Here is a 21,443-nt window from a genome sequence, read left to right as displayed (position 1 = left end):
TTCCGACAGCGATACGAGGGGTGCTGAGGGCGGAGGTCGGTGCCGCGGGGTGGAGCAGGCGTGCTGGGGTGCGATCCGCCCTGGTGGCCCGAGAGCTGCAGAAGGAAGGCACTTTCGTGAGCATGATCCAACCGGTTGCCAACGGGTTACGCACCGATCACCCGGTTCCCGGCCTGCCGTTCATCAACGACGAGCGGCTGCTCCTGGACAAGCCTGACGCGATCGAGAGGACGGGCCGCAATCAGGGCGAGGGGCTGTGGGGGCGCACGGACCGACTGCGCGGTGGGGGATGGGTGGCGTTCACCACCGAGACGAAGAACCGTGACTACGCCTGGGCGGTCCATCAGCACCCCGAGCATGGACGGACCGTTCTCCTGATCCGCGACAAGGACATGAGCGGCCTGCACCACGAGCGGATGTACGGGAACAACGGGTTCCTGTACCGGCATGGCGGCTATTGGTGGGACGGGACCCGCTGGTACCGGCCCCAGCAGGTCGTGGACCGCGCCTACGAGGGGTACGACGCGCGGCCGGTGGCGGACGCCGTCACCGTCACGGCCATCGACGTCCTGGCCCGCCCGGCGACGTCACACACCGCGCGAGTTGTGAAGATCGCCGACTTCAGGGCCCCGGAGGGACCGCTGCCGCACTGGCGAGAGCATCTCGCCCTGTGGGCCTCCCACCGCACGCCCGGCTCCAGGCCGCTCGATCAGTGCACCGTCGATCTCCAGGCACCGGAACTCGACCCGGCCCGTTTCGTCGACCGCGCCGGCCTGGCGCAGATCGCCGAACTGAAGCTGGAGGACCTGCCGCATCCGGAACACGGGCGAAAGGACCTGCCCCCGCCCCAGGCCGAGACGGCCGAGGGGCCACGGTGGTCGCGACCGGTCGCCCGTGACTGGGCCGAGCAGTACCGCCGGACCCACGGCCCGGAGAATCTGTTGTCCGCCACGACGGCATTCGGCACCGAGCAGCCCCGGGGATTGGTCGAGGACCACAACCGCCTCACGAAGATCATCGCCGACAGCCTCGAGGACGCTGAGGAATCCAAGAAGAACCGCCTCTTCACCCGGGGCAGCAGTACGAGGCGCGAGGAGCAGGCCGCGCACCTGGCCTGGTGGCCCGCCGTCGCCATCAACGACGGCACCGACGGCTTCATCCCCCTCGACGCCGTGCGCACCACCATCGTCGAAGCGGTCCTCGGGGGACTCGCCCGGGATGCCGAAGACCTCGACGACTCCAAGGATGTGCTCCTGGGCGACATCCGGAGCGATGTCGTGCACCTCATCGACTGGTACATCCTGCGAGAGCCCCGACTCGCCCCCGCACTCTTCGGCGAGATCTGCCTGGACGCTCGTGTGCGCTTCGGACTCGACCCCAAGGACGTCGGAGACCTTCTACGACGCTCCCTCCACCTCGACAGCGGCCTCGACCGCCAAACCCTCAATGCCCTCCTCGACCTGGCGCTCCCGCCCTCCGCGCAATCCCCCGACCGACGATGACCATTCCGGTGGTGACCGATGCCAAAGCCGCCGACTGGCCGATGCCAAAGCCGCCGACTGGCTCACCACCACGACGGCCGGGGAAGACTGACCGACTCGGAGTCGGACACCTCACGGGCCCCGGAGGACCAGCCATGACGTCCCCGGGGGCCCAGCTCCGGGGGCGCACCGTCCAACGACGCTGCGCCCCCCCGGCCGTCACGCGGTGGCCGGCTGCGGCTCGATGGTCACTCGCCTACCTGGTCCTCGTCGGCGGGTGCGTCCTCTGGCCCTGCTCCGCGGGCTTCCGGCGCATCGGAAGAGTCCGCCTGCTCGACTCCATCAACGGCTTCGTCAGGACCGTTTGGCTGGTGCAGGTCGGCGGCGATGTCCAGCTTGGGCATGGAAGCCGCCATTTGTTGGGCGAGGCGTTGCACTGGGCTGTCGATCAGCGCCAACTAGTCGGCAGCCATCTTCCGGGCGAGGCGCTGGGCGGGGGTGTTGGCCAGCTTCGGATGCTCGGCCGCCTGCTGGGCGAGGCGCTGGGCCGGCGTGTCGATCCGCTTGAGGTCGGCAGCCATCTGCTGGGCGAGGCGGCCCGCGACGGGCCTGGCCGCCCAGGCCGGGCCAGACGTCGTCTCCGGGCCTCTCGTTGTCGGTGGCGGCCGGAAGGCTTGTCGGAGCAACGGCGATGAGTAGCTGCTGAAGGGCCGGGTGTACGGCCACGATCACGACGACCCCAACCCGGGCCCGATCCCGCACCGGACCTACGCCGAACTGGTCGACGGGCCGCTGGACGGCCTACTGCTGGACATCCACGGGTGGCGGACCGAGGAAGTCGACGACAGTGTCGCCCTGTCCACCGAGCTGGTCACGATCACCGGCGTCAGGGCCCATCCCTCCATGATCGACCAAGCGCCGAACGGGGTGTTCACCGACAACGACTCGTTCGGGCAGACGTTCTCGAACGTCCAGGTCAACGACACCCAGAGCTCCGCGTTCCGCTCGAACGACTCGGGCTCGCACATCCTCAACAACGTCAGCTGGGCGGCGGGCTTCGACGCCTCGAAGATGCAGTACTCCAGCATCGGCGTCGACTCCACCTTCCCCTACCCGGGTGCGGCGGACTTCACCGGCCAGTTCACCAACGGTCTGGCGAACTGGGTCACGGGCAAGGGCACGCCGGACACCAGCACCTCGGTGACCCACGGCGGCGGGTCGAGCTTCGCCCAGTCCGGTGACACCAGCGTCATCCACACCGACTTCGTGCAGGCCCAGCGCAAGCGGGTGTCGGTGTGGTTCCACGACGACGTGAGTCAGACCTCGCTCAACGCGATGGCCCGGGTGGACAAGGACGGCTGGGACGGTCCCGAGTGGCGCGGCCTCGGCGTCAGGACCGGCACCTCCACGAACAAGTACGTCCACCGCGTCGGCGGCACCACGACGGCGACCTCGGTGACACGTACGACCGGGTGGCACGAGTTCACCTTCGACTACACCTCCGGCACCGGCGTGGACCTCTTCATCGACGGCAAGCTCGTGGCCTCCCCGACCGGGGTCACCGAGTTCGACGGCATCGCGCTCGGCGACTGGTGGGCCGACTCGGCCGCGGGCAGCGCCTACTGGGACGACATCAACGTCGACACGTTCGCCCAGGACTTCGAGCACGGCCTGGGCACCTTCACCGCGGACAAGGGCACCGCCGGCCTGGCATCCTCAGGCAAGAGCGGCGCGGCGTCCTACGCCACCGACGAGGACAGCGACGTCATCAGCTCCACGCTGGGCGGCAAGCACTACCAGCTCGCCTCGCTGTGGTTCTACGACGACGCGTCCGACACCAGCGTCCAGTCCATGGCGCGGGTGGACGAGGGTCCGTTCGGTGTCGCCGTGCCCGCTCTAGTCTTTCTGGCCGTCAACGCCACTGCGGGCGGGGAGGCGGCCAGCGGGTGGGGCATTCCGATGGCCACCGACATCGCCTTCGCCGTGGCCGTCCTCGCCGTGGTCGGCCGCCACCTGCCGGCGCCCCTGCGGACGTTCCTGCTCACTCTGGCGACCGTCGACGACATGTGCGCGGTTCTGGTGATCGCCGTCGCCTACACCACCGGCCTTGACTTCGCGATGCTCGCGTTCGCCGCCGTCGGCCTGCTCGTCTTCGGCTACCTCCAGAACGGCAAGGGCCGGGCCGTGACCCGGGTGCGGGCGGCGGTGCCGGGATGGCTGCTGTTCGGCCCGCTGGCTGTGGTGATCTGGGCTCTGATGCATGCCTCCGGGGTGCACGCCACGATCGCCGGCGTCGCCATGGGCCTGCTGATGCGCACCCGTACCCGCGGCGGGGAGACGGTCTCGCCCTCGCACCGGACGGAGGAAGTCCTGCGCCCGTTCTCATCCGGGGCCGCGCTTCCGGTCTTCGCGCTGATGTCGGCTGGCGTCTCCCTGTCGGGTGCCGGCGGCTTCTTCACCTCCACCATCACCTGGGGCGTCCTCGCCGGGCTCCTGGCGGGGAAGTTCGTCGGGATCTTCGGCGCCACCTGGCTGGGCAACCGGTTCACCAGCGCCCACCTCAACCCGCAGCTCGCCTGGCCGGACATCGCCGGGATCGCCGTCCTCGGCGGGATCGGGTTCACCGTCTCCCTGCTGATCGCCGAACTCTCCTACACCAGCCAGGCGCACCTGACCGATGCCAAGGGGGCGATCCTGCTCGCCTCCTTCGCCGCGTCCGTGTTGGCCGCCGTGGTGCTTGGGCGCCGCAGCCGTCACTACGGCCGCCTCACCCAGCAGCACACCGATCGACCCCAGGATTCGGCATGGACGCGGGCCTGATCGCCCCGGCCGTCATCGTCGCGGCCCTGGTCGTCCGCACTGCTGTCGCCGACCTCCGCAACCCTGGCACCGCCCGCAGGACCTGGGCCTTCACCCGCGATCCGGCGGCGCTGGCCGCGGGTGCCGCCGTGGTCATCGTGGCCGCCCTGGTCGGGGGCAGCTGGGCGGCAGTGGTCTGGGGACTGCTGGCCGGCGCCCTGACCGCGCACCTCACGCACCAGACACAGCAGCGCGGTCGGTAATCTTCAGGTGCGGCCACCCCAGTGCGGGGCGGTCGCACGGCGGTGGGGCCCGCCGTACCCAACCGCGACCACACCGGCCGGCAACGGTCCCTACCTGACCTTCCCGCGCGCCCGCGCACGGGATCCGAGACGATCAGGTAGGAGCCTGAACGCGTGCACCCCGACACCCCCGAACCGCCGCAGCGGCTACCGGCTGGCAGGCCGAGCCCGCCGACCCGGACACCGCGATCGACCCCTGGCCGCCTCAGAAGGCCCCCGGTCCCAAGCGCCACCAGGCCGAGATCCTCACCGCCATCGCGGCCGGAGGCGTCATCGGCGCCTGCGCCCGCTACGGCGCCACCTTGATCTGGCCCACGGCGCCCGCCGCCTTCCCGTGGACGACGTTCTGGATCAACGTCACCGGCTGCGCCGCCATGGGCGTCCTGATGGTCCTGATCACCGAGCGCTGTACGCGGCCGCGACCCTGCTCACGGCTTTCGCCGCGATCTGGGCCACCGCCGCACTCACCCGCCTCGCCGTGCTCCCGCACGCGGGCAGGGGACGGCCGTGAACTGGCTGATGGTCATCCTCGGGGCGATCGTCGGCGCCCCGCTGCGCTACCTCACCGACCGCGCCGTCCAGGCCCGCCACGACACCGTCTTCCCGTGGGGGACCTTCAGCGTCAACGTCGCCGCCTGCGCCGGCCTCGGCTTCCTCACCGGTGCCGCGACCGCCACCACCGTCCCCCAGGCCCTGCAGCACCTGATCGGCCCCGGCCTGTGCGCGACGCTCAGCACCTACTCCACCTTCTCCTTCGAGAGCCTGCGCCTGGCCGAGACCGGAGCGAAGTACTTCGCCGCGGCCAACGCGGTCGTGAGCGTGTCCGCCGGCCTGGGAGCAGCCGTCCTCGGCGACGCACTGGCCGGCTCACTGCTTCGGTGACCGCCGACGGAGAAATCTCCGTCCCGGCACGCTGCGCGACGGTCGGGGGAAAGCCGCTGCCGTCCGGGGCGTGCCGCTGGGAGACTGCGGGGATGACCACGCAGCGGCTGCCGTTCCCGGTCCCGAACGAACGCGCCCACCTCTTCGTCGACAGCTACGCCGACATGCACGACCTCGTGAGGACCTGGTCGTGCCCGCCGACGTTCCCGAGGCCGCAGCGACCGTCCTGCGGACGGCCCGCGAACTGCTGCGCCAGTCGTACTACTGCCACGAGTTCTCCACCGTGGCGGTCATGGGACAGGTCTTGGTGCCCGGGAAACCGTCACGGGTGTGAGTAGTTGGCGTACAGGGAATCCCGGGGAGTGACACGCACCCGTCAGTCGTGGCGGGCGAGCTTGACCGAGGAGATGAGCAGGATCACGGCCAGCACGGGGATGAGCACCAGGTCCGAGAACACGCCGACCAGCAGCCCGCCCAGCACCGCGCCAGCGATCGAGCCTGCGGTCATGACCAGGGTGAAGCGGAGGTTGGCGCCCAGCACCGCGAAGCTGCCGTCCCTGCTGTAACGGGCGAAGGCGACCAGCATGGTCGGCAGAGACACCAGCAGCGACAGGGTCCCGGCCGTTTTGATGTCCACTGCGAACAGCAGCACGATCGTCGGGATCAGCAGCTCGCCCCCGGCCACCCCCATGATCGCCGCGACTACGCCGATTCCGAAGCCGGCCACCACGCCACTGGGTACCTGGACCCACAACGGCAGCGACAGCGTCCCCACGGTGGTGACGTGGGTGACCAGCAGGGCTGCGGCCATGAGCACCATCAGCGCTGCCAGGACCCTGTACAGGGTGGAGCTGCGCATCCGCACCGCCCACGTCGCCCCCGCCCAGGCGCCCAGCAGACTCCCGGCCAGCAGGTTGACCGCGATCGTCCAGTGCGCGCCCACCTCCGAGGCGGAGACCGCCGCCAGGCGGGCCGGCAGCGCGACCAGGACCACGACCAGGCTCATCGCCTTGTTCAGGATGACCGCAGACAGTGCGGCGAACCCGAACAGGCTGATCAGCAGCGGGAGGCGGAACTCCGCACCGCCGAGGCCGATCATCCCGCCCAGGACGCCGATGGCCGCTCCCGCGCCGAACACCAGGGGTATCGGCTGTGTGGCACGCACGGGGACGGTGTTCTGCTCAGTGGCCATGACGGGCATCCTCCCTGGCGGCGGAACCTGTCCGCCACGGCACAAGCCCACCTTCGGGGAAAGGCACCGCACACCCGGCCCCTCTTCGTCGGGACCTCCCAACCCCTGCTGGCGACCTGTCGCATCCGAGGTTGCGCAATGGTCATCGCAGGTGGAGTGAGCGCGGCAGGCAGGGGCAGTGGCCGCGCAGGGCGTACATGATCACGGCCATGCCCGCCAGGCAGACCAGGGCGCCGATGACATCGAAGCGGTCGGGGCGGTAGCCGTCGGCGACCATGCCCCAGGCGATCGACCCCGCGACGAAGATCCCGCCGTACGCGGCGAGGATGCGGCCGAAGTTGTCGTCCTGCTGCCAGGTCGCGACCACGCCGTACAGGCCCAGGGCGATGACGCCGGCGCCGATCCAGATCCAGCCCTTGTGCTCGCGGATGCCCTGCCAGACCAGCCAGGCGCCGCCGACCTCGAAGAGCGCGGCCACGACGAAGAACGCGTCCTGTCGGCTTTGCGCTCATGGTGACGGCCAAGCTGGGAGAACACGCCGAACGCTGGCCCTGGCCACGGCGAAACCGACGGTCGGCAGTGCCGACAACCTGTGTCGAGTATTAAACACCGGCAAAACGGGCTTATGCCCCTGCCGTACCTTGCTGCTGATGTCAGCCAGGCATGGCGGCTCGGTGCCCTCGGTGGGTCATGCCCGCAGGTAAGTGAGGACAGCCAGGACCCTGCGGTGGGTTTTGTCCGTCGGAGGCAGGTCCAGCTTGGTGAGGATGTTGCCGATGTGCTTGCCGATCGCGGCTTCGGAAACCACCAGCTCCTTGGCGATCGCGCCGTTGGACTTGCCTTCGGCGATCAGTGCCAGCACCTCGCGTTCGCGCGGGGTGAGCTGCTCCAGCGGATCGCGGCGGCGGCGCAGCAACTGGCGCACCACCTCGGGGTCGACCACCGTCCCGCCGTCCGCCACCTTGTGCAGCGCTTCCACGAATTCCTCAACCTGGCCCACCCGGTCTTTGAGCAGATAGCCGACACCCGATCCGTCGCCGGAGTCCAGGAGTTCGGCGGCGTACGTCCGTTGCACGTACTGACTCAGGACCAGGACCGGGAGTGTGGGGCGCTTCTCGCGCAGCCGCACTGCCGCGTGCAGCCCTTCGTCTTGGAAACCGGGCGGCATGCGTACGTCCGTCACCACGATGTCGGGGGCATGCTCCTCGACAGCGGCGATCAGTGCCTGCGCGTCCCCGACGGCCGACACCACCTCGTGGCCGCAGCGGCTGAGCAGGCCGATGAGCCCTTCCCGCAGCAGAACGCTGTCTTCGGCGAGCACTACGCGGAGCGGTCGGCCGCCTTGGTCAACTCGCAAGGAAACTCCACACGCAACAGAGTCGGTCCACCCGGGGGACTGGTCAGGGCAAGTCTGCCATCCAGGACAGACACCCGGTCCGCGAGACCAGTGAGGCCGCTGCCCGCCGAGGCGTCCGCGCCGCCGCAGCCGTCGTCGCGCACCTCAAGGAACAGGCGTCCGTCGCGATGACCGCCGCTCACCTGCGCGCGGTCGGCCCCGCTGTGTTTGGCGATGTTGGCCAGCGCCTCGCAGACCACGAAATATGCAGCGGATTCGACCGCCTGGGTTGGCCGGCCCGGCAGTTCTAGGTCGACATCGACGGGAACTACGCAGCGGTCGGCGGCGTCAGCGACCGCAGCTTGAAGGCCGTAGTCCGTGAGGACCTTGGGGTGGATGCCGTGGATGAGCTCGCGCAGTTCCGCGAGCGCCTTGCCCGCCTCCTCGTGGGCCTTGGTGAGCTGGTCGGCGAGCGGGCCGGGCGGGGCGTCGAGGCGGGCCAGCCCGAGGGCCATCGTCAGGGCCACAAGGCGCTGTTGGGCGCCGTCGTGCAGATCGCGCTCGATGCGGCGCCGCTCGGCCTCAAATGCCTCGACCAACCGGACGCGGGAGCGGGCCAGTTCGACCACCTTGGCGTCGAGCTCGCCCTCGCGGGAGGCGATCAGTAGCCGGGCCAGCTCTGCGCGGGCGCCCGCCGTGGCGCCGAGCACGTATGCGCCCAGGCCCATCAGGAGCAGGCCCAGTACGGCGACGCCGAAAGCGGTCGGCCATGTGGTGACCGTCCACTGCTTGAGCACCTTCGCCTCGTGGCCGTCGCCGACCGTGGTCATCAGCAGTGGGGTGGCGACCATGGACAGCGGGAAGAGCAGGGCGACCGTGATCGCCAGGGCGTCGACCGGCCACAGCAGCCCGGCGAACAACAGTGCGTACCCGAGCTCCCGCCAGGTCCCCCGTTCGCGCAGTCGGGTGGTCAGCCAGGCCCACAGCCCCGGCGCGGTCGGCACCTGGTGCCGACCGGACACCGGGTTGCGGTCGATCAGGCGCAGCCTGCGCCGCTCCACCCAGGCCACTGGGATCCCGCTCAGGGCGACCACGACGAGCAGGGGCAGCCCCACCAAGACGATGGCGAGCGCACCACAGACCGTGGCCACCGTCACGATCCCCACCAAGGTGGCGACGCCGGTCACCGCGCCGGTGAGCAGATACGCGGCGGAGCGCCAGGGCCAGGCCGACAGCAGGAATCCAGGCCGGGACATGGCCTGCCACACATTCCGAGGGTGCATGGGCATGACCGTAAGTGGCCCCACCGGTCCGGTGCCATCGGTCCAGGGTCCGTATCGGGGGTATGCCTGGCACTACCCCAAGTCTCGTTCGGGCCGTACTGCGTCCCCCGGGGCTTCTGCGGTTTCGTGGAGGAACCAACGAGCCAAGGAGCAGGTACTGGTGGGGAACACATGAGCAACGACGCGATCCGATTGCGCTCCGTGACCCGGCGGTACGGCTCGGGCGGTACGTCCGTCACCGCCCTCGACGAGGTATCGCTTGCCTTCCCGAAGGGAACGTTCACCGCCGTGATGGGCCCGTCCGGGTCCGGCAAGTCGACCCTGCTGCAGTGTGCCGCGGGCCTGGACCGGCCCACGTCGGGCTCGGTCACCGTGGGCGACACCGAGCTGACCGGCCTGAGCGAGACCAAGCTGACCCTGCTGCGCCGCGAGCGCATCGGCTTTGTGTTCCAGGCCTTCAACCTGCTGCCCTCGCTGACCGCCGAGCAGAACGTGGCCCTGCCGCTGCAGCTGGCCGGCCGCCGCCCGAAGAAGGCCCAGGTGCGCGAGGTTCTCGAACAGGTCGGACTCGGCGACCGTGCGCAGCACCGCCCGACGGAGATGTCCGGCGGCCAGCAGCAGCGGGTTGCCCTGGCCCGCGCCCTGATCACCCGCCCCGAAGTGCTGTTCGGCGACGAGCCGACCGGCGCGCTCGACTCGCAGACCAGCCGCGAGGTGCTGAGCCTGCTGCGCGGCATGGTCGACCGGGACGGCCAGACGATCATCATGGTCAGCCACGATCCCGTCGCGGCCTCCTACGCCGACCGCGCCGTCTTCCTCGTCGACGGCCGTGTCAACGGTGAGTTGATCGGCGCCTCCGCCGAGGACATCGCCTCGCGCATGGCCAAGCTCGAGGCGGCGCCGTGCTGAGCACCACGCTACGCACCCTGCGCACCCGCTGGGTCACCTTCGTCGGCAGTTTCGTCGCCCTCTCCCTCGGCGTGGCGCTGATCGCCGTGATGGGGCTGGCCCTGGCGTCCTCGCTGGATGCACCCGACCGGAGGCCGGAGCGGTTCGCCGCCGCGCCGGTCGTCGTCAAGGGCCAGGACACCCTGGAGGTGCCCACCTCGATCGGCGACCGCACCCAGAAGCTCGCGCAGCCGCGTCCCGTGCCCGACGACGTGGTCGCCAAGCTGCGGGACCTCGGGACCGTCGTCGAGGACCGGTCGTTCGCCGTGCGGGCCGAGGGCGGGCCCACCGATCTGGTGGGCCACCCCTGGTCCACGGCGGCCTTCGCGCCGTACCACCTCGACGCGGGACGCGCGCCCGAGGCCGCGGACGAGGTCGTCGTCAGCGGTGACTGGGCCCGTCCGGGCACCCGGGTGCGGACCGACGGCGGCGCCACGGTGCGCGTCGTCGGCACCGTGGCCGGGCTCGGCTTCGAGAACGCCGTGTTCTACACCGATGCCCGTGCCGCCGAACTGTCGCCGCGCAGCCTCCAGCTCGTGGTCGACGCCGATGCGGCGGCCGTGCGCGAGGCGGTACGCGGCAGCGAAAGCGTCCAGGTCCTCACCGGCAACGCGCGCCGGTACGCCGACGCCGACCCCGACCGGGACAGCGAGGCCCTTACCGCGATGAACGCCATGTTCGGCACGGCCGGCGGCGTCACCGGGTTCGTGTCGGTGTTCGTGGTGGCCTCGACCTTCGCGTTTGCGGTGGCCCAGCGGCGCCGCGAGTTCGGGCTGCTGCGCACCGCCGGGGCGACCCCGGGCCAGATCCGCCGCATGGTCGTCTACGAGGCGCTCGCGGTCGGTGTGCTCGCCTCGGCGGCCGGCTGCGTGCTCGGTTCCTACGGGGCTCCGAAGCTCGCCGAGTGGGCAGTCGACGAGAGCCTTGCGCCCCGCTGGTTCACCATCGGCGACTACACCTGGCCCTACCATATGGCGTTCTGGACGGGCCTGTTCGTGGCCCTGTGCGGCGTGCTGGCCGCGTCCTGGCGGGCGGGGCGCACCGGTCCCATCGAGGCACTGCGCGAGGCGTCCGTTGACACCCGGCCGATGACACGGTGTCGCTGGCTGTTCGGCGCGGCACTGCTGATCACCGCCGCTTTGACGCTGGCCCTGGCCCTGGTGACGAACCCGGGCGACCTGCTGCAGCGCAAGACCTATGTGAGTCGGCCGATGCTGCTGATCACAGCGGTCGCGCTGCTCGCGCCGGTGCTGGTGCGGCCACTGGCCCGGCTGATCGCCTGGCTGCCGGCCCAACTGCCAGGCGCGGGCGGGATGCTGGTGCGGGAGAACGCCGCCTCCGGGGTGCGCCGCACCGCCGCCGTCGCGGCGCCCGTGCTGGTCACGGTCGCGCTGGCGGGTTCACTGCTGGGCGCCACTGCGACCCTCAACGAGGCCAAGGCCACCGAGGTTCGCGAACAGACGGCCGCCGACTTCGTGGTCGCTCCGGCGGGCAGCGTCGGCTTCGACGAGGTGACGCTGCAGCGGCTTCGGGCCGTGTCCGGTGCCGAGGTCTCGGCGAGCTCGTCGAGCGCCGTGTACGTCCTGGAGGACGGTGTGGCGCTCATCAGGTCCGATGCCAGGGCCGTCGAGCCGGAACCGCTCGCGGCAACGGCCCGTCTCCCGCTCGCCGCGGGGAAGGTGGGCGATCTGGACGACGACTCGATCATCGTCAACGAGGAGTGGGAGAAGCCCACCGTGGGCGAGCGGGTGGACGTGTGGCTCGGTGACGGCACGAGGAAGTCCCTGAAGATCGCTGCGGTCATGACCATCGGCACCGGCAACAACGGCGTCTACGTCACCCCGCGCAACGCCCCCGCGGCGCCCGTCGACCGGGTCGACGTACGCCTCGCGGATGGCGCCGACACGGCCACAGTGGCCGCCGGTCTGAGTCAGGCGGTACGGGCGTCGGGCGGGGAGGTCCTCACCAAGGACGCCTGGGTGCGGGCAACGTATCCGGAGACCAACCGGACGACCCGGATGGGGTTCTTCCTGGTCCTCGGGATCGCCCTCCTCTACACCGGCATCTCGTTGGCCAACACGATGGTCATGGCAACCTCCGACCGGGTCGGAGAGCTGGCTGTGCTGCGGCTGGCCGGCGCCACCAGGTGGCAGGTGCTGCGGCTGGTGAGCGCCGAGGCACTGATGGTGGTCATGGTCGGCGGACTGCTGGGAGCACTGGTCGCCGGGCTCAACCTGATGGGCATGTGGAGCGCGCTGGGCCTGCTCTCGGTGTGCACGTCCATCGAGATCCCGTGGGCGACGCTCGCCGCGGCCCTGGGTGCCTGCGCGGTGCTCTCCGTGATCTCGGCGGTCGCTTCGGCCAGCCTCTCCCTGCGCCACAGGGCGGTGGAGCTGGCGGGCGTACGCGAGTGACCTCTGCTCCGGCGTCGGCCTGCCCGGATGCAGACCTCGTGGATCACAGGCCGAGGGACTCTTCCCGTTGACTGTAGGTGTGCTCTCGACCTAAGCCGTGGGAAAAATTGCGGGACCAGCGCGGAGGATCTTCGCAGGCAGTCGTATAAGTCGTGACCAGCGAGTTCCGTCGGCGCCCCTGATGTCTGCGACAGAAACACGAGGCCGGGCGGGTTCGGGTGTGAGCAGACGGTCACTGACCGGTTAGGGTCCGCAGGTGTTGAGCAGCCCAGGGTGGACGGTGCACTTCGTGAGCCGCGGCCCGGCCGCCGCCGAAGCGGCCCGCCGCCTCGAAGGCTTCGGCCACCGGGCCCCCTTCCAGGGAATCGTCGGCACTGACGAACGGCGCCTGAAACGGATCATGGGACGGGAAAACCCTGCCGTCTATCCCGGCACCTACATCACCTGCGTCCAGCGGCGCGCAGCGCGCACAGGCGGTGCTGGCCGTTGGTCAGATGCTGCTGTCCGGTGTCCCACCAGATGTGGCCCCCTCCGATGAGGGAGCGAAACCAGGCGCGGTCGCGCTCGCTCAGGTCCGTGGCGCGGTAGAGCCGGTCCTGTTCGTCGCTGTCGGGTTCGGCGCGGGCGAAGGCGAGCACGGCCTCGGTGATTGCCTTCCAGTCGTCGGCCTGGTGGTAGGGGCAGGCGGCGAAGTCCTGATCGTCGAGCCGGGTGAACAGCTCGGCGTGGGCGGTTTTGCTGTGACCCTTGGGGTAGGTGGCGGCCAGGGCCTTCGCCCGCTCACCGTAGGGACACTTGAACAGGCCATGTGGCCAGGGGAGCTGGGAGGCGGCGACGGGGCGTATGCCGGTGACGCCGTCCAGGTGCAGAGCCCGCTGGGCGGGGCTGCTGAACCTGCTGGGGTACAGGGCCGCCTCGGAATCAGGCGGCTCCGGCCGTATACCGGCGTCGGCGTGCAGCTGCTCGGTGGGGTCGGGCTCGGTGACACCGGCCAGCTCGTAGAAGGGGCCTTCGTGCCAGGCTTCGTCCTCGTCGGAGCGGCGGCGCTCCGGGTTGCGCTGGATGAGGACGGTCACCGGGACCTCGGGCAGCACGAGGATGCCGGACAGGCCGTGGACGGAGGCGAGGGTAAGGCGGCCGCGGGCCCAGGCCGGGTCGTTCAGTACACCGTCGAGGGCGTTACCGGTGAGGTGGCCGATCCATTCGACACGGTGGAATCCTTCGTCGATGCGCATGTCCCACTGCGGGTGGCGCAGGGCATGGATCTGCAGGTAGTCACCGACCATGAGCGTGTGCGCCGGCTTGTCGAACACGGCTGCCCGCGGTCGCGGCGGCTGCGGCTCGGACGTGGCGGCCGGCGCCACGAGGTCGGGGCCCTGGATGTTGTTGCGAAAGGGGTGCGGTCCGGCTGCCAAGCGGCTTGCGGTGAAGAGGGGCTGGGGCGTCTCGGGCCACCAGGGGTGGGCGGCATCCCATCGGGCCCGGCTGCTGTCCACCTCGCCGAGGGTCCACTGATCACCCTCGATCAGCATGACCGGACCCGGCATGCCGTGACAGAACACGACAGCGATCTGCCGGGCTGCCCGGGTACGCATGTGGGTGGAGCCTGGCGCCAGGAAACCGATGTCGGTGATGACTTCCACCCGCTCGATCCGGGCGAACCCCTCGCCGTCCGGTACGCCGTCGACGGCCATCCGTTCCGAAGCAATTTGGAGGTAGTCCCCAGAGCGAAGCGCGGTACTCACGTGCGGAACGGTCATTCCCTACCCCCGGTGCGCCGCCTCGCGGTGCGGCGGTCTGTGATCTCTTCGTGTATACCGCACCGGACCGACAGGTCCTGCCCGGTCTCGCGAGGACTGTCGCTGGACGCCCGGCGCCGGATGGGACCTAACGACCCTGTGCTGCTGCTGGGTTCGAGAGTTTGTAAACGGCTGTGGTGGGAGCAAGAGGGAGGTCGCGGCGGATCCGGGTGCGGGGGACGAACCGGGGCTCACGAGTGAACGTCGTGCCTTCCACGGCACCGTCCTTGTAGACCGGCCCCACGAGCCGCTCGGCGCTGTCGCGGATCCCGATCCGCACCCCGGTTTCCAGTGCGCCCGGCTGCCACGTGCCGAACACGAGCGGCCCCCGCGAGTCTGCCGGAGCAACGCGATCCTCGGGCGGCTCTTCCGGTGGAGGAGCGAAGTCCAGAACCCGGACTCCATGGAGACCGCCCGCCCGGCCGGCCTCGCTCGCGGCGATCTTGCCCAGGGCACTGCGAGAGGTGGGCCGCGGGCCGGGTGCCGGGAGAACGGGCGGAGGCGTCCACCGGCCGAACGCCAACTGCGCGGCATACCCATGCAGCACACGGCCGGCGTGGTCGTCGCCGTACGCGGCAGGCTGCAGCACCTGGCACCGTTTGCCCGCGGCGTCGAGGGTGGAGATGAGCAGGAACCCGGCCGTCGTGTCGAGCTGGCCATCGGGGTGGGCGGCGAGCAGGCCTCCGAGGATGACCGGCTCCGGTCCCACGCAGACGCCGGCCTAAACGAGCGCGACGAACTCGCCGGGCGGCGGTGATCAGTCCTCTGATCTGGGGCTGTGCTCCCGAAGCTGCCACGAAGTGACAAGTAGCTCGCTGTAGGCTCGGTCAGCTGTTCGGGGTGCGGGATTGAGGCTTTTGGAGTCCGATGGAAGAGTGAGGGTCAGGCGGCCTGAGCTAAGGCACTCGATCACACGGCGGCGGGCAGCCGAGCGGCGGCGCAACCGCAGCGCCGGTCGGCGCGGTGACCGCGGCAATGGCGGGACGCCATGGCTGACTCTGGCGGCGACACTGCCAGGCCTGGCCGCGCTGGTCGCCCTGTTGTTCAACTGGGTCGCGGTGAGCCAAACGCGGACGGAACTGCAGATAGCCGAGCAGGCCCAGTTCACCACCCGGTTCAACGTGGCGGTGACGCACCTGGGTTCATCCTCACCGGACGTGCGGTTCGGGGGTATCTACGCCCTGGAGCGCATCATGCAGGACTCGCCACCCGATCAGCCGAGGATCATCGCGGTGCTCTCCGCATACGTGCGCACCCATGCCCGCGCCCCCGCCGACGGTTTCCCAAGGCTGAAGGAGAACGAACGGCCTCCGCCGATCGACCCCGACGTGACGGCCGTGACGGAAGTTTTGGCCGATCGTCCGCAGGGTCAGGACGGTCGGACAAAGATCAATTGGAAGAAAACGGATCTGCGCGGTCTGGAACTGGCAACTCGACATGAAGAAAAGGAGTTCGGAGGCGACCCCTCGGCCCCCCGCTACCTTCCCTTCGCCTTCTCAGACCTCAGTGGTGCGGACCTGCAGGAGGCCAACCTCAGGGGCGTAGATCTACACGGCGCAAATTTCGTGGAGACGAACCTGGCCGGCGCAATCCTCTCGGCCGTGAACCTGAATGGCGCGGGCCTGCCGGCCACGGATCTGACCGAAGCGGTTCTCTCTGAGGGCACGAGTCTGCGGAACACCTTTATGCCAGGCGCGACGCTGGTCGACGCTAAACTGAGCGGGGTGGATCTCACCGGAGCGGCCCTTCAGGGAGCGGACCTGAGCGGCGCCCACTTGACCGGCGGGTGGCCGGACCCGAATGCAGACACGCTCGTTCCCACGAACCTGACCGACGCAACCCTGATCGGGGCAGATCTCACCGGCGCGAACCTGGGATCAGATGAAGAGTTCGACGCGCCTCCCGCGAACCTGACCCGCGCGGATCTGGCCGGCGCGAACCTCACTGGGGCGAACCTGAAGGGCGCCAATCTCACCGGCGCGAACCTGAAGGGCGCCAATCTCACAGGTGCCAACCTGAAGGGCGCGAGTACCGACAAGGCTGTCGGGCTTCCACCCCAGTCCTAGCCTCGATCTTTCGCGACGGTCCGCCGACGGAGTCGGTGGACCGTTTCGCGTTCTGTGCCTGATGGTTGACAGGCCGAGAGCCCGGCTGTCGCGTCGGGTGGGCGCCGGGTTCCACAGCTCCGGTCGGGGTGGTGCTGCTCGCAGGGACGGGAAAGGGCTGGTCAGCCGGGGTTGGGGAGAGCGTCGAGCCGTGCCAGGGCGTTGGTGATCACGTCGGTCCAGGGCCAGTGGCGTGCGAATCTCAGGTGTCGGCGGCGGGCGGTCGTGACAATCCGGGCGGCGGCGGAGAAGAGGCGGAGCCGGAGGCGACGGGGCTCCCACCTGCGGGTTTCGTCGGTCAGAGCAAGCGTGGGCATCCAGGCCAGCAAGTCGAGGGCGATCTGGACGATCTCCAGCCAGATCTGGTTCTGCGCGGTGTCGTGCAGGGGCAGGTTGCGCAGGCCGGTGGCGCGGGCGTTTCGGATGCGGTCCTCGGCGCGGGCTCGTTGGCGGTGCCGCAGCTCGAGTGGCGCGATCGGCATGTCGGTGGTGTTGGTGGCGAAGCAGGTCAGCCGCAGTCCGTCAGCGTCGGTTATGCGCAACTGGGCGCCGGGGTGCGGCCGTTCCTTGCGGACGGTCAGTCGCATTCCCTTCGGCCAGCCCTTGAGACAGTCGCCGGTGATTTCGGCGACCCAGGCCCCGTCCCGGATCTCGCCGCCGGGCTCGACCGCTGCCGTCCAGGCCGGGGCGGGGACTTTGAGTACGGCCTGGTGAATCTGCTCGGTGGTGGTCATGCCTACGGAGTACGACAGCCACCGACCCCGCTTCGCGAGCCAGGCGACGAACTCGTGCGTTCCGCCTCCGGAGTCGGTACGAATCAGCGTCTGGCGTCCGCGCCGGTACTTCTTCGGCAGTTGGGCCAGCGCGAGTTGAGTGGTGGTGATGTGGTCGGCGGCGGTGTTGCTGCCCGCGTTGCCGGGCCTGAGCAGGCCGGCCACCGGCTCACCGCTCCCGCCGCTTCCGTGGTCGACGAAGGCCATCAGAGGATGGTGTCCGAAGGTCTTCTTCCAGGTCGCGGTGGCGCCCTGCTTCTCGGAGTGGGCCAGCACGAGCACCCCGTCCAGATCCACGGTCACCTGCCCTGCGACGTCCGGGGCCGCGTTCTTGGCCATGCTCCAGACACGCTCGCGGGCTTCGGCCCGCGCGGCCCGAATCGCGGACAGGGCCTTCGGTCCAGCCGTGGCGAGGGTGTCGATGAGGCGGGAGACCGTCGGGTCGGAGGCCACCGGCCCGAACACGGTCGGCTGGGCCCGCAGCATCCCGACGTCAGCCAAACAGTCCCCGCCCAGCGCGACCGCCAGGGCCACGTCCAGCAGGATCTTGCCCGGATCGTGTACCGTCCGCGGTCGTCGCCACGGCATCAGCCCCGTCGATATCGCCCGATCCAGCCCGGCCTTGCGGATCGTCTCGACCAGCAGCACGGCCCCGGCCTGGGACACTACCTCCTGGCCGCCGCCCTCGACGTGGATAGGACTCGATACGCTTCTTCACCTGGGAAGTGCCTCCGACGGTGGCGGGAAAAAGGACCTCGACAATCCTCATTCTTGCTGGTCAGAGGTACTTTTCGCTTACCTGGCCACCCGTCGGACAGCACGTTTCACGAGCGTGCGCGGTTAGGAGTCCCAAGGCTGCAGGGGCTCTAATCGCAGCCGTCGGGTCGGCCAGGGTGCCGGCTCAGCCTGGCCGAACCAGATCCGGACGTCTTCCCCGGTCCGGACGGGCAAGCGGGGAAAGTCGTTCTCGGCGTGCTCGGTACGGTGCAGCGCGTGGCCCGGGCCCAGGTGCCGGGCGGCGTACGCGTCGAAGTCGGCCGCGTCGGTCGGATGGCAGATGGTCGCGAGCACCTCGCTCGTGCCCGGCTCCGGCGTGAAGCCCGGGCCGCGCAGCAGCAGGACGTCGTCGCTGTCGATCATGGTGGCGTTGGCGGTGTCGCTGTGCTCCCGCCAGACCGGGCCCGTGTAGAACGCCTCCAGTGCGCGCCGGCGGTGCGCCATGTCGGGGAACGCGCGCAGCCAGACGAAGCGGTCCGGGTCGTCCAGGTCGCGGAACCGGCCGCCGACGGTGATGCCGACCGCCTGCTGACCGGTCACGAACTCGCGCTCGAACAGTTCGATCAGCGTCTCTCGGGCGCCGGGATGCAGGGTGTACTGCCGGAGTTCGACGATGCTCATGCGGTGGCCCGCCCGGTGTGTGAGGTCCATGGTCCAGTTGTCGTCCATGTGCCGCAGGTTAGGGCCGGTCTGCTGACATCAACTGTCAGTGGATACTGGGCGGCATGCGTGCGAGCCGGCTGGTCACCCTGCTTCTGCTGCTCCAGAACCGGGGCCGGATGACGGCCCGGCAGTTGGCCGAGGAACTGGAGGTCTCCGTCCGGACGGTCTACCGGGACGTCGAGGCGCTCGATGCTGCCGGCGTCCCGCTGTACGGCGCCGCCGGGCACGCGGGCGGCTACCGGCTGGTCGACGGTTACCGGACCCGGCTCACCGGACTGACCGTGGACGAGGCGCGGGCCGCGTTCCTCGTCGCACTCCCCGATGCCGCTGCCGAACTCGGCCTCGGCGAGGCGCTCACCACCGCCCGGCTCAAGTTGCGGGCCGCCCTTCCGGCGGAGCTGCGCGAGCACGCCGAGCGGATCCAGGAACGCTTCCTGCTCGACGCCCCCGGCTGGTACGGCGACGTCGACCGGGTGCCTCACCTGGCCGCGGTCGCCGCCGCGATGTGGACGCGGCGGGCGATGGTGCTGCGGTACCGGCGCTGGCGGGCGCCGGAGGAGATCGAGCGACGGGTGGAGCCGTACGGGCTCGTCCTCAAGGCCGGCCGCTGGTATCTGGTCGCCGGTGGGCCGTCCGGGATCCGCACCTACCGAGTCGACCAGATCCTCGGAATCCGGCCGCTGGAAGAAGAGTCCGTCATTCCGGACGGGTTCGACCTGGCCAGATACTGGAACGTCTATCTGGCCGACTTCCGAGCGCGACTGCACACTGCGGACGCCCTGGTGCGGCTGACTCCGGAGGGCGCCCGCCTCCTCGGCGTGACACCCACGGGTGACGGATGGACAGAGGTCCGCGTGCTCATCGAGTCGATCGACCACGCCCACCGAGACTTCCTGCGGCTGGGCGCCGATGTCGAGGTCCTGGCACCGGCCGAACTACGCAACCGCATCGCCCAGACGGCACGAACCCTAGCCACCCGCTACGAAGGATGACCCCTGGGCAGAAGGTTCTCTCGGCCTGGGCACCGGCCACCCGCGCACGCGTGTAGGACCCGATATGCCTCTTCACCTGAGGAGTGCAGCGTTCCTGACCGCGCCAAGACTCCGAACAAGTCCCGTCGCGCCAGGTCAGCGGCACTCCTCACTTCGTTGATCACACATCGGACAGCCACGCTCGTGAAAGCGCGAGGCTAACTGGAGCGCTCAGTCACATTCCGCCCATCGACCGCGACAAGAGCCCGCTGACCGCCGTGGACGAAGAGGCCGTACGCCTCGCCGACGCCTTGGAGGACCACCCGGACACCAGCGACGTCACCGACTCCGGCACCCGCGGCGACATCGCCTTCACCGCGGCCGGGCGCTCCTGGGTGCTCGACTTCCAGGAAGGCGCCGACGGCGAGGTGTTCCAGGACCCGGCCAGCGCCCCGCCCCGGCCGACGGCCCCGCCGCCGACGTGCTGCGCACTGTCGTCGTCCCCGCGCTCCTGGCCCACCCTACCTACCGGGCCGCGGCCTGCTCCCGGCCTTCGTGACTCTCGGTCTGCCGTCGCCGTCCCCGCCCGGTTGGTGGGCTGTGGTGGCGGCAGCACTGCTGGGCGTCGGCGCGCACCTGGTGAACGTCCTTCCGGACATCGACGACGATCTGGCGACCGGGGTGCGCGGGCTGCCGCAGCGGCTGGGCCGTCCGGCCTGCCGGTGGCTGGCCCCGTTCGTGATGCTTGACGGCCGTGGGCGTGCTCGTCGCGGGGCCGAGCGGGGCGACGAAGTCAGGGAGTGGGTGACGGCGGCGACGGCCGGCATCGTCGCCGTGTCGGGTACGGCGCTGCCCGTCGGGGCCCGGAACAGGTGGCCGTTCCGGGCGGCGATCCTGGTGGCCGGTATGGCTGTGGCACTGCTCCTGCTGCGGGGCTCGGACATGGCCTGACATCGATCGACGCGGCCAGGATTTGCGAGATCCACGGATCAGCGAAATCGAACGCCGACACAGAAAACATAGGATGGCTCCCGGGTCGATGCCACAGGTCGAGGGGGCGAACGACCAGGGAAATGGCGCCTAAGGGTGAAACGGTACAGAATTCGCTCGTGCCTTCACGCTCCCAATTTTCTCACATTCATGGGATGTCCTGGACAGTGATTAGCGTGGTATCTATACGCATGCGCCAGTGAGGCGGTCCGAGTCGAGCCGCTCGGCTCACAGCGCGAGCGGCCCCCCCACCCATGCCGTTCCGTCCGTACGTCAGGCGGCCGCCGACGCCGACGGGACGGCCGTACGGCACAGCCGCTGACACGGACGGCGAGCAGCCCCGTCGACTCAGCGCCTTACCCGTAGAAGAGGACGTCTGTATGAGAAAGCCTTGGATTTCCCCCCTGGTCACGCTTGCCGCCGCCGTGCTCGGGGTGACGGCGGCAGGTGTGGCCCCTGCCTCCGCCGCCTCCGACACCCCTTTGCGGGTCATGCCACTGGGTGACTCGATCACCTGGGGCGCGGGCAGCAGCAACGGCAACGGGTACCGCGGTCCGCTGTGGAACAGGCTCGCGGCGGACGGGCAGCCGCTGGACTTCGTGGGCACGGAACGGAGCGGCTCGATGTCCGACCACGACAACCAAGGCCACCCCGGGTACAAGATCCACCAGGTCGCCGCCCTCACCGACGCCTCGCTGACCCGCTACCGGCCCAACGTCGTGACGCTG

The 21,443-nt window shown here is 69.9% G+C and carries 20 protein-coding genes and 2 pseudogenes; 11 read left to right on the top strand and 11 right to left on the bottom strand.

Annotated elements, in window-relative coordinates; translation table 11 throughout:
* Positions 1–122: 122 nt before the first annotated feature.
* On the top strand, positions 123–1,502 hold the full coding sequence (locus tag ACZ4YY_RS35455) for a hypothetical protein (protein WP_468299240.1): 1,380 nt from the start codon (positions 123–125) through the stop codon (positions 1,500–1,502).
* A 227-nt stretch (positions 1,503–1,729) separates the two neighbouring features.
* On the opposite strand, the gene ACZ4YY_RS35450 is transcribed toward ACZ4YY_RS35455, so the two are convergent.
* Together ACZ4YY_RS35450 and ACZ4YY_RS35445 are read right to left on the bottom strand one after the other, a co-directional pair.
* Positions 1,730–1,939, bottom strand: coding sequence for a hypothetical protein (locus ACZ4YY_RS35450; RefSeq protein ID WP_468299238.1), 210 nt, complete (start codon positions 1,937–1,939; stop codon positions 1,730–1,732).
* A complete protein-coding gene (locus ACZ4YY_RS35445; RefSeq protein ID WP_468299236.1) occupies positions 1,940–2,062 on the bottom strand; it encodes a hypothetical protein in 123 nt (40 codons plus the stop codon).
* A gap of 133 nt (positions 2,063–2,195) precedes the next feature.
* On the opposite strand from ACZ4YY_RS35445, the gene ACZ4YY_RS35440 reads away from it, so the two are divergent.
* From ACZ4YY_RS35440 to ACZ4YY_RS35425, 4 genes are all read left to right on the top strand, one after another.
* The gene (locus tag ACZ4YY_RS35440) at positions 2,196–4,301 is read left to right on the top strand and encodes a Na+/H+ antiporter NhaA (protein WP_468299234.1); all 2,106 of its coding nucleotides are present in this window, start codon (positions 2,196–2,198) and stop codon (positions 4,299–4,301) included.
* Complete coding sequence (locus tag ACZ4YY_RS35435) at positions 4,286–4,543, top strand: hypothetical protein (RefSeq protein ID WP_468299232.1); 258 nt, start codon at positions 4,286–4,288, stop codon at positions 4,541–4,543. Before ACZ4YY_RS35440 ends, ACZ4YY_RS35435 begins: the two co-directional genes overlap by 16 nt.
* A gap of 546 nt (positions 4,544–5,089) precedes the next feature.
* Positions 5,090–5,464, top strand: a complete 375-nt coding sequence (locus ACZ4YY_RS35430) for a fluoride efflux transporter FluC (protein WP_468299230.1) — start codon at positions 5,090–5,092, stop codon at positions 5,462–5,464.
* Positions 5,465–5,654: 190 nt separating this feature from the next.
* A complete protein-coding gene (locus ACZ4YY_RS35425; protein ID WP_468299228.1) occupies positions 5,655–5,798 on the top strand; it encodes a hypothetical protein in 144 nt (47 codons plus the stop codon).
* Positions 5,799–5,840: 42 nt separating this feature from the next.
* Here ACZ4YY_RS35425 and ACZ4YY_RS35420 read toward each other — a convergent pair whose 3' ends face one another.
* The 4 genes and pseudogenes from ACZ4YY_RS35420 to ACZ4YY_RS35405 form a co-directional block, all read right to left on the bottom strand.
* Entirely contained in the window at positions 5,841–6,656 is an 816-nt protein-coding gene (locus ACZ4YY_RS35420) for a sulfite exporter TauE/SafE family protein (protein ID WP_468299226.1), read from the bottom strand.
* Positions 6,657–6,798: 142 nt separating this feature from the next.
* Positions 6,799–7,158, bottom strand: a pseudogene (locus ACZ4YY_RS35415) (YnfA family protein); the annotation flags it as partial.
* A gap of 186 nt (positions 7,159–7,344) precedes the next feature.
* Entirely contained in the window at positions 7,345–7,977 is a 633-nt protein-coding gene (locus tag ACZ4YY_RS35410) for a response regulator transcription factor (protein WP_468299224.1), read from the bottom strand.
* Positions 7,977–9,248 carry a sensor histidine kinase gene (locus ACZ4YY_RS35405; protein WP_468299269.1) on the bottom strand — a complete coding sequence of 424 codons (1,272 nt, stop codon included), beginning with the start codon at positions 9,246–9,248 and terminating at the stop codon, positions 7,977–7,979. The genes ACZ4YY_RS35410 and ACZ4YY_RS35405 overlap by 1 nt, the downstream gene beginning before the upstream one ends.
* Positions 9,249–9,446: 198 nt before the next feature.
* Between ACZ4YY_RS35405 and ACZ4YY_RS35400 the strand changes: the two genes are divergently transcribed.
* Together ACZ4YY_RS35400 and ACZ4YY_RS35395 are read left to right on the top strand one after the other, a co-directional pair.
* Positions 9,447–10,184 (top strand): ABC transporter ATP-binding protein, encoded by a 738-nt coding sequence (locus ACZ4YY_RS35400; RefSeq protein WP_468299222.1) that lies wholly within the window; start codon positions 9,447–9,449, stop codon positions 10,182–10,184.
* Complete coding sequence (locus tag ACZ4YY_RS35395) at positions 10,178–12,637, top strand: ABC transporter permease (RefSeq protein WP_468299220.1); 2,460 nt, start codon at positions 10,178–10,180, stop codon at positions 12,635–12,637. The genes ACZ4YY_RS35400 and ACZ4YY_RS35395 overlap by 7 nt, the downstream gene beginning before the upstream one ends.
* 440 nt (positions 12,638–13,077) lie before the next feature.
* Here ACZ4YY_RS35395 and ACZ4YY_RS35390 read toward each other — a convergent pair whose 3' ends face one another.
* Both ACZ4YY_RS35390 and ACZ4YY_RS35385 read right to left on the bottom strand, forming a co-directional pair.
* Complete coding sequence (locus ACZ4YY_RS35390; protein WP_468299218.1) at positions 13,078–14,331, bottom strand: hypothetical protein; 1,254 nt, start codon at positions 14,329–14,331, stop codon at positions 13,078–13,080.
* A 193-nt stretch (positions 14,332–14,524) separates the two neighbouring features.
* Positions 14,525–15,145, bottom strand: coding sequence for a hypothetical protein (locus ACZ4YY_RS35385; RefSeq protein ID WP_468299216.1), 621 nt, complete (start codon positions 15,143–15,145; stop codon positions 14,525–14,527).
* 331 nt (positions 15,146–15,476) lie between these two features.
* Between ACZ4YY_RS35385 and ACZ4YY_RS35380 the strand changes: the two genes are divergently transcribed.
* Positions 15,477–16,502 (top strand): pentapeptide repeat-containing protein, encoded by a 1,026-nt coding sequence (locus tag ACZ4YY_RS35380; protein WP_468299214.1) that lies wholly within the window; start codon positions 15,477–15,479, stop codon positions 16,500–16,502.
* 161 nt (positions 16,503–16,663) lie between these two features.
* Here ACZ4YY_RS35380 and ACZ4YY_RS35375 read toward each other — a convergent pair whose 3' ends face one another.
* Both ACZ4YY_RS35375 and ACZ4YY_RS35370 read right to left on the bottom strand, forming a co-directional pair.
* The gene (locus tag ACZ4YY_RS35375) at positions 16,664–18,010 is read right to left on the bottom strand and encodes an IS1380 family transposase (protein ID WP_468299267.1); all 1,347 of its coding nucleotides are present in this window, start codon (positions 18,008–18,010) and stop codon (positions 16,664–16,666) included.
* Positions 18,011–18,154: 144 nt separating this feature from the next.
* On the bottom strand, positions 18,155–18,760 hold the full coding sequence (locus tag ACZ4YY_RS35370; RefSeq protein ID WP_468299212.1) for an NIPSNAP family protein: 606 nt from the start codon (positions 18,758–18,760) through the stop codon (positions 18,155–18,157).
* Positions 18,761–18,816: 56 nt separating this feature from the next.
* Here ACZ4YY_RS35370 and ACZ4YY_RS35365 point away from each other — a divergent pair, with 56 nt between their 5' ends.
* Positions 18,817–19,746, top strand: coding sequence for a helix-turn-helix transcriptional regulator (locus ACZ4YY_RS35365; RefSeq protein WP_468299210.1), 930 nt, complete (start codon positions 18,817–18,819; stop codon positions 19,744–19,746).
* Between the two features lie 214 nt (positions 19,747–19,960).
* Here the strand turns inward: ACZ4YY_RS35365 and ACZ4YY_RS35360 are convergent, their stop codons facing one another.
* Positions 19,961–20,245 (bottom strand): hypothetical protein, encoded by a 285-nt coding sequence (locus ACZ4YY_RS35360; protein WP_468299208.1) that lies wholly within the window; start codon positions 20,243–20,245, stop codon positions 19,961–19,963.
* Between the two features lie 83 nt (positions 20,246–20,328).
* Between ACZ4YY_RS35360 and ACZ4YY_RS35355 the strand changes: the two genes are divergently transcribed.
* Together ACZ4YY_RS35355 and ACZ4YY_RS35350 are read left to right on the top strand one after the other, a co-directional pair.
* A complete protein-coding gene (locus ACZ4YY_RS35355; protein WP_468299206.1) occupies positions 20,329–20,676 on the top strand; it encodes a UbiA prenyltransferase family protein in 348 nt (115 codons plus the stop codon).
* 419 nt (positions 20,677–21,095) lie between these two features.
* Positions 21,096–21,443 (top strand): annotated as a pseudogene (locus ACZ4YY_RS35350) (hypothetical protein); the annotation flags it as partial.

The organism is Streptomyces sp. NPDC030143, from assembly GCF_055573695.1.
The sequence above is the reverse complement of the archived record's forward strand: the minus strand, read 5'-3'. Positions and strand labels throughout refer to the sequence as shown.

Excerpts from the sequence above, each read along its gene's own strand:
- ACZ4YY_RS35370 (WP_468299212.1), bottom strand. The coding sequence starts at position 18,760 with ATGGACGACAACTGGACCATGGACCTCACACACCGGGCGGGCCACCGC.
- ACZ4YY_RS35405 (WP_468299269.1), bottom strand. The coding sequence starts at position 9,248 with ATGTCCCGGCCTGGATTCCTGCTGTCGGCCTGGCCCTGGCGCTCCGCC.
- ACZ4YY_RS35435 (WP_468299232.1), top strand. The coding sequence starts at position 4,286 with ATGGACGCGGGCCTGATCGCCCCGGCCGTCATCGTCGCGGCCCTGGTC.
- ACZ4YY_RS35455 (WP_468299240.1), top strand. The coding sequence starts at position 123 with ATGATCCAACCGGTTGCCAACGGGTTACGCACCGATCACCCGGTTCCC.
- ACZ4YY_RS35365 (WP_468299210.1), top strand. The coding sequence starts at position 18,817 with ATGCGTGCGAGCCGGCTGGTCACCCTGCTTCTGCTGCTCCAGAACCGG.
- ACZ4YY_RS35400 (WP_468299222.1), top strand. The coding sequence starts at position 9,447 with ATGAGCAACGACGCGATCCGATTGCGCTCCGTGACCCGGCGGTACGGC.
- ACZ4YY_RS35420 (WP_468299226.1), bottom strand. The coding sequence starts at position 6,656 with ATGGCCACTGAGCAGAACACCGTCCCCGTGCGTGCCACACAGCCGATA.
- ACZ4YY_RS35390 (WP_468299218.1), bottom strand. The coding sequence starts at position 14,331 with ATGGCCGTCGACGGCGTACCGGACGGCGAGGGGTTCGCCCGGATCGAG.
- ACZ4YY_RS35445 (WP_468299236.1), bottom strand. The coding sequence starts at position 2,062 with ATGGCTGCCGACCTCAAGCGGATCGACACGCCGGCCCAGCGCCTCGCC.